Raw genomic sequence first — 12770 nt, forward strand, 5'->3', positions numbered from 1 at the left:
AAATATAAGCTTAATATAAACACAAAAATTACTACTGTTTTACGGTTTCCATTATGAAAAGAAAATCATTATCGCTTCACAAGTTAGGGTCTATTTTATATCTGTCTTTTTTACTTGTCGCAGCCCCAGCACAAGCTAGTATTCCTGCTTCTTCCCCCACCGCTGTAGAAATACAGCTTGCAGTTGCAGCGAACAAAGTACCCAAAATTAAAACGATCAATGATTTCGGATCCTTTTTTATGGATTTGGAATCGCATAAACTAACGGTTAGCGAGGTGCTTAATGGACTCAATGAATCGTTTGACCTCAATGCTAATCACACCTTTAAAGAGGTGAGTAGCCATACCGACGACTTAAAAACGACTCATACCCATTTCCAACACTATTTCAAGGGAATAGCCGTGGATGGAGAGATGATTTTTATCCATTCCAAGGGAAATATCGTTCAAAGTATCAACGGACAACTCAGCGTGATTAAAGATCAAAGTGTAGCGGAAACCTTGAGTGATGAACGCGCATTGGATATCGCTAAAAGCCGTTATAAGATTGAGGAATTAGCTGCCGACTATCCCGTTACCGCGGTTTTTGCCAAGGTGGAAAATAGCGATGGAAGTATAGAAAAGGTATTGGCCAAAAGAGTGCGTATCGATTCTTTCGAACCCTTAGTGATGGCTGTGCTTTATATAGCACAAGAATCGGGCGTGGTGATTAATACGGTCGACTTGATTCACGATGCAGATGTTAGCGCCACGGGACAGACTCATTATAGAGGAAGACAAAATATAACAGCAGATAGTTTTTCAGGCGGTTTTCGCTTGAGAGATCAAGCGCGTAATGTGGAAACCTATGACGCTTCATCGGCTCGTATGAACCCAAGTGGCTCGTTTTCGGGACTCAGTGACATCGTGAGTACAACCACAGATTTTGTAAAAAATCCGGCTGTCGATGCTCATTGGGGTATTGGTAAAACCTACGATTATTACAACCAAAAATTCAATAGAGACAGTTATGATACGCGCGGTGGAGTGATTAAAAATTACTACAATGCCGTGATTTTAGAAACGATAATGCCGGAAAGTGGGTATCCAAACAATGCAGGCGCCTTTCCGCCACCGTATAATTTTATGGTATACGGACGTGGAGATGGTCGCGAAATGGGTCCTGTTGTAGGGCTTGATGTTACGGGACACGAGTTTACGCACATAGTCGTGGAATACAACGGATCTGAGGGATTGATTTACCAAGGGGAATCCGGTGCTCTTAACGAATCTTTTGCCGATATTTTTGGTACGGCAATAGAGTTTTATGTCAATTCAAATCCGAACTGGACCATTGGTGAAAACATTATGCTTCGAGGCGGTGCTATGAGAAGTATGTCAAATCCAAATCTATTCAATAACCCCGATACCTATAAAGGACGCTATTGGATCAGTACGCTGTCGGAGTTTGACAACGGCGGTGTACATATTAATAGCGGTGTGCAAAATCACTGGTTTTACCTGTTGACCGAAGGGGGTTCTGGAACCAACGATTTGAATAAAAGCTATACGGTAAACGGTATTGGCATCGCAAAAGCCGAAAAAATCGCCTATAGAAATTTAACGACTTATCTGACCAAACAGGCTACTTTTTTAGATGCCTATAACGGTTCTGTACGTGCAGCTAAAGACTTGTACGGAGAAAATTCTCCCGAATACGAAGCGGTTTTAGACGCTTGGTATGCCGTGGGAATCGGAGAGCGTATGAGTGTAACTGAAAATGAGATTACAAGCAATTTGGCTGTATATCCTAATCCTGCCAATTCCGGTACGGTATTTATCAATACGCAAGTAGCTGGTGTGGTGACGGTAGAGGCTTTTGATTTATTGGGCAAACGCGTTCTAAATACAACAACATTGAATAAGGGTGAGAATACGATCAATGTTCAAGCCTGGTCTAATGGGGTTTACTTCTTAAAGTTTAACGCCAACGGACAAGTGCATTCTCAAAAATTAATGATCAACAATTAGTTAGTAGCAAAAAGTTATAAGAGACTAGTTTATAACTTTTTAAACAGCAAAATCATTCGTGGTTTTGCTGTTTTTTTTTTGGATTTAATCGGCTGTCGTTAGGAAGAAAAGTTCAGGAGCAACCGCTAACTTTGGGCGCACCGCTGAAATTTCGAAGCAAAAGAGCTGCTGCGCTTTCGCAATTTGGCCTCACTGTGTTTGCTTTGGCTTCCCTTTTTAAACCTCTTTTTTTGTGGTGCTGGGAATGAGCAATAGCAGTATGACCAGTAAGAGATTGACATACGGAATCAGTAAGAGTATGCAAAAATACCAGCTCAAAGAAATGGCGTTTAAGCGTTTGGCCGTCTGTATCACCGTGCCTATAAAGCAGAAGAGATATACCAAAGTCATAAGTCCTTCGAGTGGCGCGAGGTAAAATTTTAGCAGGAAATTGAAGCCGATAAACAGTAAAAACAATAAAAACAACCGCTTAAAATACGAAAAACGATCGAGGTTACCCTCTAGTGAAAAAAACTCTTTTAACTTGTTTTTGGAGTCAAATTGCGTGGTTGCTCTTTTGGAATAGTTTTGAGATTGCGGATGATTGATGTTTTCCAATAGGATTCTACTGCTGTAATACCGCTTAGACACCTGGTTAAAGGCGATTAAATTGATTTCTAAATGCAGGTTGGACTGGTTGATTTTAATCTTTTTGACCCCTTGGGCTTCGACAAAGCCAAACGGGCGCAATTCTATGGTATGCGCATGGAGCACATTCCAAGTGATCGTAACGATTTCTCCCGGTCTAAAAAAGATTTTGTCTACGTAGAAACGCTCGATTATGGGCTGTATATAGGATTGTTCTTGCTGATACGATCGGTAATCTTGACGCGGTCGACTGCCTTTATTGGCCCACAACTGGTCGTAATTGCTGCGTTTATCCGCTGAATAGAGCGTCTGATAGGCCTCGTTGATTTCTGAAAATAACGCATTGAATTTGTCCTCGCCATTATTGCGATCGGGATGGTACAACAGCGATAGCTTCCGATAGGCACTTTTTATTTCTGCCGTCGTAGCTGTTCGGGGAATACCGAGTGTTTTGTAATAATCCTTCATCAATAGGTAGTGGAAAGCGGTAAGTTAACGGCAATCATTTCACTGCTAAAATAAGGATATACTTCGGAGTACGGGCGCTTTATGAACTTAAAATTAGCGGTTTTTGTATAAATGGTATCGGTTAACCTTTTTTTTTCCGCTAAAGGGATTAAATCGAAGCGCTGTTTGTGCCAAGGACTGCTCGCGGCGCGCTCACTTCAAATGATTCGAGGGTCAAGCCCGAAGATACGCATAGAATTTGGGCGATTTTCCAAACATCGCCTTAAACGTCTTGCTAAAAGTCGGCACGCTTTGGTAACCAACGCTATAGGCTACTTCGCCAATGTGATGATGTCCATCGGTCAGTAGTTCCATGGCTTTAATCATGCGAATCATCTGCAAATAACTGCTGGGTGTAAGTCCGAGCTCCTCTTGAAAACTGCGCTCCAAGGTTCGTAGCGAATAGCCGTAGCGAAGGGCGAGCGCCTTAAAATTGATCGGTTGGTCGAGCTGTTCCACTATAGTGCGAACGACTTCGGCCAGTTTGGGCTGTTGGGGCACCGGCACAGAAAGCGGTGCCGCAGTGGTAACCATTTGTGGTAAACTCAGCAGTAAACCCTGTAAAAAAGCGGATTCCACTTCATCTTCGGTCTGTATACACGAATAGCGCTCGGTAAACAAAATCATCTCTCTGAGCACGTTGGGTGCGGGAAAGAGTTGCAGCGTCTTGTAAAAATCCCGTTCGTCGTTCACCTGAAAGAAAATGGTCCTCAAAAATACCCGCTCTTTTGGCGAAGTACTGTGATGGCGGCAATTGGCTGGTATCCACGCACAGTGGTGCTGCGGAATCAAATAGCTGCGCTCCGGAGTGTACAGATATTGAAAACCGCTTTCGACGTAAATTAATTGACCCATTTGATGTTGGTGTGGCGCATCGCCAAATTTCCAATTGGAGTCATGCCAAACCAAAGCTTTTTTCGTGCTTTTGTCGACGGATATATGACAGAAGTCGGGAGGGGATTGCAAGTCTAAAAATTTATAGTTAAAGGGGAAAGGGATTGAGACACGAACTAATTGTTGTCGTCTTCCATTTCTTCCCATTTAAAATAAGCTTCTAGAAAGGCCCAGGCCGCTTTTAGATTGTCGTTTTGATCCGCACCGACTAAGGCGCAATTGTTTTGGACGTAAACCCCAATCCAATCTTCTTTATAACCGTCGAGATCCACATAGACAAAAGGCGCTTGTGTACCTATAAATTTGCGTTCGCTAAATTCCTCTTTTAAAATAAATTCAATCAGCGAAAAGGTCTTGTGGCAGTAAATCCACAGCCGGTCATCCGTGGGGGATCCGTCTTTAATTGGCACTTCTGCCAGCAGGAAATCCGGTTGTTCGAAAGGGTCCTTTTGATTTGTTTTCATGGCGTATGAGTTTGTGATTCCTATATTCAAATATAGGAAAAACAGTGCTAGAAAAGAAGATAAGCTTTTATAAAAGAGCGTTTTTTATGATTTTTTTGGGTTTTTAAAGGGGTATTTACCCGGATTAGTTCAAACGCTTTTTTCGCTGTAAATACCGATATTGTCGCATTGGGATAATACATTGGCGCAATACAACGACTGTTTAATCGATTTTATTGGCGAAATTTGCCATTGTTTAACCCCAGTGGTTTCCTGCGCCTTTAGCGCGCTCGACCCATAGTTTACTATACCGAAAAAATCATGATAAAACAGTTAAAAATAGCGCTGATCGCTTTGAGTATCCTTCCGTGTTTAACGAGTGTGGCGCAAGAGAAAAAGCAAATTTTAGTTCTCTTTCATTCCGAGCAGAGCACCACCTATAAATTGGCGCGGGCATTGGCAGAGGGCATCGACAAAAACCCTCGGGCGCAAGCCGTTCTAAAACGCATTGAAACCGCGACCAATACCGAAAAAAACAGCGATATACCGCTGGCAATCATAGACGATCTGACCCAGTATGACGGTATCGCTTTCGGATCTCCCGTGCACTTCGGCAATATGAGTGGCGCCATGAGGTCGTTTTTAGATCAATCCGTGAAAATTTGGACCGACAGAGCCCTTGAAGGAATACCGGCAACCGTTTTTATGGGAGCGGGTAGTGGCGCGGGTAATGAAGCAGCTATTTTGTCCTTTTGGAGCAGCTTGGCGGTACACGGTATGATCTTGGTGCCTACGGGCATTATGGCTATGGATGGGATGGATAAAAATACCGCTCAGGGAAATACGGTATTTGGCACGACGAGCTTGGCTTCAATGCCTGCCCCTGAACGTCCCACGGCTAGCGAATTAAATGCCGCGCGATTGCAAGGCGAAGCACTGGCACGCGTAGCGGTTGCCTTGGCGGTGGAATCGCCTAAGAAAAAAGCAGTTTCGGCATCAAAACCCCAGCGTATCAGCATTGAAAGTCGCTTAAGTGAACTCCAAATCACTTTGCCCGATACACCTGCTCCGGCGGGGAGCTATGTGCCCTATGTGCGCACGGGAAATCTGGTATACATCAATCAAGTAGCCTTAAAAGACGGAAAGATACTGTATCCAGGCATCATCGAAAAGGATTTGACCGTAGCCCAAGCCAAGGAAGCCACGCGACAAACCATGCTCAATGTCATCGCCGTTTTAAAGGATGCTACTCAGGGCGATTTGAATCGGGTAAAACAATGCGTGCAACTCACGGGTTTCTTTAACACCGCCGCGGGTTATACCCAACATGCGGGTTTGATGAACAGCGCTTCCGATCTATTAATCGAGGTGTTTGGCAATCGCGGTAAACACACCCGTGCCACGGTTGGCGCATCGTCTATACCGGTCAATTCAGCGGTGGAAATCCAAGCGGTGTTTGAAATTGAATAAACGGTTGCAATTGTCACGGGTTTTTGACTTGTAGACGCGCGTTTTTTACCAATTGTTACATCGACTTTTCTCAAATAAATTGTATATATTTCGATTGGAAGAGCAGAGGTGATGGGCTTGTTCAATAGGAGTAAACCGCCTCTGCGCTCGTGCGGGTATAACGCGCAATAAGTTTGTAGAAAAATGACGAGAATCGAGAAAATATATCTGATATTAATCCTGCTTTTTACGAGCACAGCGGCGCTTTTTGCCCAACGGGAATACGCCAATAACGAAATCGAATTTGTATTTGTGGAATACGATTACGAATACCACCCCAACAAGGTGCTAAACGAATTTATAGAATCCCCCTATCACACGGATTTTGACGATTTGTTTAACGCGAATGAAAATTTCCAAATTGTGGTAGCCCTGCCAAACTATTTGCGTGCCCACCAGGTGAAGTCCTTTGTCGTAAAACAATCTCAAACCAATCGGGTCTTGGGTTATCGGGATTTTGACGAAGATACCTATGAGGTAACCGCCTCAGGAGAATGGCTTAGAGGGGTTTATGAGAACAGCGTAGGCGGTTGGCAAAAGCGCGTGCAAAGTTATTATTACAACGATTCCCTACTCAAAATGGTCGGGACGGAACAGCAGCGGGATTCGGTGTGGAAAGACGGTAAAAAGGGCGTGGATGTAATTAGAACAACCACTACGGCTGTAAGTGGTTTGTATTTAAACAAGCGCAACCACCTTTTTAATTATTACCAATTGAAGAGGAAGGTGGATTTTCCCACTTTGCAACGGCATTGGTTGTGGGGTACCCAATTAAAAGAGAGACCTCGGGTTTTGCTCAAAAGGCGTTTAAAAATCGATTATCCGGCAGATGAAATATTTTATATAAGCGAACGAACCCAGCGAGAATTGTATTTTGATGCCGTCGACGGGATTTACCCGCCCACCGAATACCACAAGAGTACGTATAAAAACTATGGCCCCCACTTTTTTGTGCTTCAAAAACCGTTGTTCACCAATACGAGAGTGATTTGCGGCGACTCCATGTTCTATATAAATCAGCAGCCTAAGTCGAAGCCCGTAGATTACACCTTTAAGTATTATTTCAGTTGCAACGAAAAGGGTTTGCAAGATACCTTGTATTTTATCGATGAAGCGGGAAATCACCAAGCGGTACTGTATATCGAATACCGCTATTTCTCATAAGAATTTGGCTTGTCCTTTATGGGAATTGCGCTCCCTCGATGGGGGAGCTTGCTGCAAATCGCCTAAAAGACAAAACGGAACCCTCGTCTAGTGGGTTCCGTTTTGTCTTTGGGAATATCAGGCGTTTTAAAACCCGATTAATTTACTGTGATAGATCGAGTCTTTTTGTTGTGGGGTCCAATCTCTTTTGTAGTCAAAGATGGCGGATTCCCAGTCTCCGTAATTGACATTGGGTAAGACGATGAATTTCTTGCCGAATTCGCGCGCATTGTTTCGCACCGCTTCCAAGCGTTGTGCTTCGGTCTTTTTGTCGAAGGCTTGAGAGAAGTCGGATAAATTATCGCCTAGCAACATCACGATTTCGTGGGTTTCACTCACTTTAAGTCGGCGGGTTTCCTTGCTGGATTCCGTTTGGCGCACAATAAGGTGCTGCTCATCTGCCAAGGGATAATCGTATTTTTTTAAATTGGCAATTGTACCGGCCTTGTCGTTTTGATTTCTATTGGTGATATAGTAAATAGTCACTCCCTTAGAAGCGGCGTACTTAAAAAATTCCTGACTGCCCATGAGCGGTTTGGCTGCACCCTTTGAAGTCCACTCCAACCAACTGCTTTCGTCGAAAACCTGCCCTCTTTTGGCCATTTCTACCGCATAAGGCGAATTGTCTAAAAAGGTTTCGTCTATATCGGTAACGATTGCGATAGGCTTGCTGTGCTGTTGTTGTAAAATTACATCTAAATGCGTTGTTGCCACATTAAAGGCCTGTTGACACAGGGCTTGGTATTCTGCCGCTCGCTGATGAAAGACTGCCGAATATACCTTGCCGTTCAGTTCGATGTCGTTAACCACCCGCTGCTGTTCAGTAGGGGTAGACTTGATTTGCGAAACTTGACAACTGCTTAAAAAGGCTAGCGATAAAGCCGCTGCATAAATTTTTGAATGAAACATGAAAGAAATTTTGTAGTGTAAATTAAAGGGCAAATTTAAGGGTTTATACCCTTAAATAAATGATAAAATACAAAAATTAGCCGTTCCCCTTGTTGTGCTAGGGCGCTATTTTGGAATTGCTATTCGGTTCTTTTTGTCGTTGTTCCTACCAGTCAAGTGCCTTTTAATACGTCTTATACAGGCTTAGTGGCCTAACCCGCAGCTCCCCCTGATACCTGTGTTTTGATTGACAGCCGCTTTCAGCATTCGACTGCGGCTGCTGTCATAAAGATTTAAATGTCCAATTGTCCGATCAATACCTTTAGGATGACCTCCGAGAGCTTGGCTTGGTATTGCGCATTGTTATTGCGCACCACGGCATTGACATAGTTCAATTGTGCGGTTCTAAATTCAATGGTGCTAATGGTACCTATTTCGAATTTATCCATGGTTATCTGGAGGTTTTCCTTGGCGATTTCTTCGTTTTTACCTTCTAGGGTAACCAATTCCAAATTGGTGGAATAGGTTTGAAAAGCCATCATCAGCTCCGTTTCTATGTATTGGCGCTGTCTTTCGATTACAATTTGAGCGTTGTCCATTTCGATACGTGCAATCTTCTCCTTTTGAGCCTGACGGCGGCCGTCGAATAGGTTTAAACGTGCGGTGAATCCGTAATTCCAACCGCGACCGGAGGATTTGCTGACAAAGCCCAAACTCGATTCCGATTCCGAAAAGGTATAGCCCGAGTTGAGCAGCAAGGTCGGATAGCGGTCGGCCCGCAGTTGCTTGTACTGCAGCTGTGCGATGTCTGCATTGATCATTGCCAATTGTAAATCGGGGTTTTGCGCGTCCAATTGCAACAGCAAATCGACCAGTTGCAAGTCCCAATTGATCGCCACGTCAGAAGCCACTACAAAGTCGAGATCAAAGGCATCTCTAGAAATCGCCCGATTCAAACGCACCTTGGTGTTGTAATAGTATTCTTTCTGCTTGGTTAAATTGGTGATATCCGTATTCAAATCCACCTTGGCATTGAGCACTTCCAATTTGGAAGCCTTCCCAATTTGATAGCGGTTTTCCGCTATGTCCAGTCGTTGTTTGGAAATCACTACAGCGGTATCCAAGGCGGTAAAAAGCTTTTGTTGCTGCACCAAATCGTAATATACCGTATAGATTTCGTTGACTTTTTCCAATACTTTTATCTGCAGTTCCTTTTGGCTTTGCGCTTTGTTTTGCTGCAATTCGTCGTATTTGGCAAACATTTTAAACCCGTCAAAAAGCGTCCAGTTAAAGGCGGCGCCATAGCTCAACGAGTTGTTTTTTGAATTGTCCAAGTCGCGCACAGAACCGTCACTTTGCGTTTGGGTAGTGTTGGTAAAATTGTCGTTGGTGTTGGCAACCAGTGCCAAGTTGGGCAACATACCGGCATTTCCCCTGGTGGCATTGGCTTCGGAAATCCTTAGGTCGTTGGACGCCAGTTTGATGTCGAAATTATGGTCTAAGGTCTGGCTGATTGCCTCTTCCAAAGACAATAGCTTAGGGGGTTCTTGTGCGAATAAAGACAGTGATCCCCAAAAAAAGAGGACTATAATGGAGGCTGATTGTTTCATCTTGCTAATAATTATCAAATTCGGGACGGTGTTTTTTTGCTTTAGACCACATCGAGTAAATCGCTGGAATTACAAAGAGCGTAAGCACGAGCGAAAACAGGGTGCCCCCTACGATAACGACACCCATTCCAACCCGGCTTTGCGAAGCCGCGCCTAGGGAAAGGGCAATGGGTAAGGCTCCGAAGGCAATGGCGAAACTCGTCATTAAAATCGGGCGCAGTCGAGATACCGAGGCTTCGATAATCGCCTGATGCTTGTCGATGCCGCGTTCGCGCAATTGATTGGCAAATTCGACGATTAAAATACCGTTCTTGGTTACCAGCCCGATCAGCATAATCGTTCCGATCTGGCTAAAGATATTCCAGGTTTGATCAAACAACCACAGGGAAAACAATGCTCCTGCCACAGCCATAGGTACGGTGAGTATAATGATAAAGGGATCGAGAAAACTTTCAAATTGCGCCGCCAAAATCAGGTAAATCAGCAGTAAAGCCAATAGAAAAGCAAAGGCCGTATTGGAGTTGCTTTCGGCAAAATCTCGAGATTCTCCCGACAAATCGGTCGTAAAGCTGTCGTCGAGTATCTTGGTCTTGGCGCGATCCATCGCCTCAATTCCGTCGCTGATACTCTTGCCCGGTGCCAAACCGGCCGATACCGTTGCCGACATATAGCGGTTGTTGTGGTACAATTGCGGCGGACTGCTGCGCTCTTCCAAAGTGACCAAGTTGTCGAGTTGTATCAATTGACCGCTGTTGTTTTTTACATAGGTAGATACCAAATCCATTGGCTTACTGCGATCGTAATCGTCGAATTGTCCGATGATTTGATATTGCTTGCCATTCATCATAAAATAACCGAAGCGCTGACCGGACAGGGACGATTGCAGGGTTTCGGCTATGTCGCGAATCGATACCCCAAGCGACTGGGCTTTATCGCGGTCGATATTGACGTAGATTTCGGGTTTGTTGAACTTTAAATTGACATCGACTACTGAAAAAGTGGGATCCTGACCCACCTCATTCATAAATTCGGGAATCTTCTCTTCTAATTTTTCAAAATTAGGCGCTTGTATGATATATTGTATCGGAAGTCCACCGCGTCTGTTGACCGAAATCGTAGGCTGTTGATTGATCAGTACCCGCGCTTCTGGATAGGCTTTGGTGTATTTTCCCAATTGTTTGGCAATCTCGTCTTGGGAGCGCTCGCGCTCGCCCGGCTCGACCAAAGACAAGCGTATTCTACCCGAGTTAACCGCAGATGATCCAAATCCAGGTGAGGAGATGACCAAGGCAATTTTCTTTTCGGGTATGGAGTCGTTAATCAAATGAGACAATTCCTGCATCAGGCGATCGGTGTATTCATACGTAGAGCCTTCCGGTGTGGTAACTCCTACGGAAACCATACTGCGGTCGTCGTAAGGAGCGGTTTCCTTTTGTATGGTGATATAAAAGATCGCAATCAATACAAAGCAGAGGATCAATATGGGAAAACTCACCCATTTCCATTTCATAAAAGCCGTTAGGCCATTTTGATAGGTGCTGTTGAGTTGCACAAAAAAGGGCTCGGTAAATTCGTAAAAACGCGACTTTTTACTCACGTCTTTTTTCATCAAATACGCGTTTAACATCGGGGTGAGTGTAAGCGATACAAAGGCCGAAATCAGTACAGCCGAGGCGATGACGACTCCAAACTCTCGAAATAATCGTCCGACAAAACCCTCCAAGAAAATTACGGGGAGGAAAACGGCGGCTAGGGTGACCGAAATCGAGATAACCGCAAAAAATATTTCGTTTGATCCCTTGATTGCCGCCTCTATTGGGCTCATGCCTTCCTCGACTTTCTTATAGATATTCTCGGTAACGACAATTCCATCGTCGACCACCAAACCCGTGGCCAAAACAATGGCTAATAAGGTCAATACGTTGATGGAAAACCCACATAAAAACATGATGAAGAATGTGGCGATTAACGAAATGGGAATATCGATTAGCGGTCGGAAAGCAATGCCCCAATCCCTAAAAAAGAAGTAGATGATCAACACCACTAAAGTGATGGAAATCAAAATGGTTTCGGCTACTTCGGTCACGGAATTTTTGATAAACAGGGTGTTGTCCATCGCGATATTAAGGCTGATATCGGCGGGTAGCTCTTTTTTTAATTGGTCTAACTCCTTGTAAAAAGAGTCGGAAATCTCAATGTAGTTCGTTCCCGGCTGGGGAATAATCGCCATACCAACCATGGGTTTACCCGCATCGGTCATTTGTGTTTCGGTGTTTTCAGGTCCCAGTTCTGCCTTGCCCACATCCGACAATTTGACTACCCGACCCGAGTCCGAACGTATGATGATGTTGTTGAAGTCTTCAGCAGTGCTCAAATTCCCCTTGGTCTTTACGGTCAATTCCGTGTTGTCTCCGACCAATTTACCCGTGGGTAATTCGATGTTCTGACCGCTTAAAGCGGCTCTAACATCTAAAATAGTGACGCCGTAAGACGCGAGTTTTTCCGGATTGATCCATAGGCGCATCGCGTATTTCTTCTGACCCCATATCTGTACGCTACTCACCCCAGAAATGGTTTGTATACGCTGTGCAATAACGTTTTCGGCATAATCACTCAATTCCAATGCATCGCGGGTATCGCTTTGAATCGTCATGGTGATAATCGGTTCGCCATCGGAATCGGCTTTGGACACCACTGGCGGGGAATCGATGTCTTGAGGCAGGCTTCGCATCGCTTGAGAAACCTTATCCCTAACGTCGTTTGCCGCTTCTTCCAGGTTTTTCTCCAACTTAAACTCTATGGTGATATTGCTCGATCCCTGAGTGCTGGAAGAGGTGATGTTCCGAATCCCATCAATGCTGTTGATCGCCTTTTCCAGAGGTTCGGTAATCTGTGATTCGATGATGTCTGGATTGGCACCGGCATAATTGGTTCGCACCGATACTTGTGCCGCATCGATCGACGGAAACTCCCGAACGCCCAAGAAGTGGTAACCGATGACACCGAATAGCAACAATATGATATTCATCACTATAGTCAGTACCGGTCGCTTGATACTTAAGGTAGATATACTCAAAATG

Annotated in this window: 9 protein-coding genes; 3 read left to right on the top strand and 6 right to left on the bottom strand. The window is 44.4% G+C overall.

What is annotated here, in order from left to right; genetic code table 11:
- Positions 1–53 precede the first annotated feature (53 nt).
- Positions 54–2009 (top strand): M4 family metallopeptidase, encoded by a 1956-nt coding sequence (locus ACQZ43_RS11615; protein WP_430612826.1) that lies wholly within the window; start codon positions 54–56, stop codon positions 2007–2009.
- Positions 2010–2225: 216 nt separating this feature from the next.
- Here the strand turns inward: ACQZ43_RS11615 and ACQZ43_RS11620 are convergent, their stop codons facing one another.
- The 3 genes from ACQZ43_RS11620 to ACQZ43_RS11630 form a co-directional block, all read right to left on the bottom strand.
- Positions 2226–3104, bottom strand: coding sequence for a DnaJ domain-containing protein (locus tag ACQZ43_RS11620; protein ID WP_430612828.1), 879 nt, complete (start codon positions 3102–3104; stop codon positions 2226–2228).
- 213 nt (positions 3105–3317) lie between these two features.
- On the bottom strand, positions 3318–4184 hold the full coding sequence (locus ACQZ43_RS11625; protein WP_430612830.1) for a helix-turn-helix domain-containing protein: 867 nt from the start codon (positions 4182–4184) through the stop codon (positions 3318–3320).
- Positions 4154–4501 carry a hypothetical protein gene (locus ACQZ43_RS11630; protein WP_430612832.1) on the bottom strand — a complete coding sequence of 116 codons (348 nt, stop codon included), beginning with the start codon at positions 4499–4501 and terminating at the stop codon, positions 4154–4156. Before ACQZ43_RS11630 ends, ACQZ43_RS11625 begins: the two co-directional genes overlap by 31 nt.
- 303 nt (positions 4502–4804) lie before the next feature.
- On the opposite strand from ACQZ43_RS11630, the gene ACQZ43_RS11635 reads away from it, so the two are divergent.
- Both ACQZ43_RS11635 and ACQZ43_RS11640 read left to right on the top strand, forming a co-directional pair.
- On the top strand, positions 4805–5950 hold the full coding sequence (locus ACQZ43_RS11635; RefSeq protein ID WP_430615662.1) for an Atu1372/SO_1960 family protein: 1146 nt from the start codon (positions 4805–4807) through the stop codon (positions 5948–5950).
- Positions 5951–6133: 183 nt separating this feature from the next.
- Positions 6134–7153, top strand: coding sequence for a hypothetical protein (locus tag ACQZ43_RS11640; RefSeq protein ID WP_430612834.1), 1020 nt, complete (start codon positions 6134–6136; stop codon positions 7151–7153).
- A gap of 126 nt (positions 7154–7279) precedes the next feature.
- Here the strand turns inward: ACQZ43_RS11640 and ACQZ43_RS11645 are convergent, their stop codons facing one another.
- The 3 genes from ACQZ43_RS11645 to ACQZ43_RS11655 form a co-directional block, all read right to left on the bottom strand.
- Complete coding sequence (locus ACQZ43_RS11645; RefSeq protein ID WP_430612836.1) at positions 7280–8101, bottom strand: 5'-nucleotidase, lipoprotein e(P4) family; 822 nt, start codon at positions 8099–8101, stop codon at positions 7280–7282.
- Between the two features lie 272 nt (positions 8102–8373).
- Complete coding sequence (locus tag ACQZ43_RS11650; RefSeq protein WP_430612838.1) at positions 8374–9690, bottom strand: TolC family protein; 1317 nt, start codon at positions 9688–9690, stop codon at positions 8374–8376.
- A 4-nt stretch (positions 9691–9694) separates the two neighbouring features.
- Entirely contained in the window at positions 9695–12766 is a 3072-nt protein-coding gene (locus tag ACQZ43_RS11655; protein ID WP_430612840.1) for an efflux RND transporter permease subunit, read from the bottom strand.
- Positions 12767–12770 lie beyond the last annotated feature (4 nt).

Origin of the sequence: Flavobacterium sp. JP2137 (assembly GCF_050562195.1) — a bacterium.
In the GTDB taxonomy this organism is placed as follows: domain Bacteria; phylum Bacteroidota; class Bacteroidia; order Flavobacteriales; family Flavobacteriaceae; genus Flavobacterium.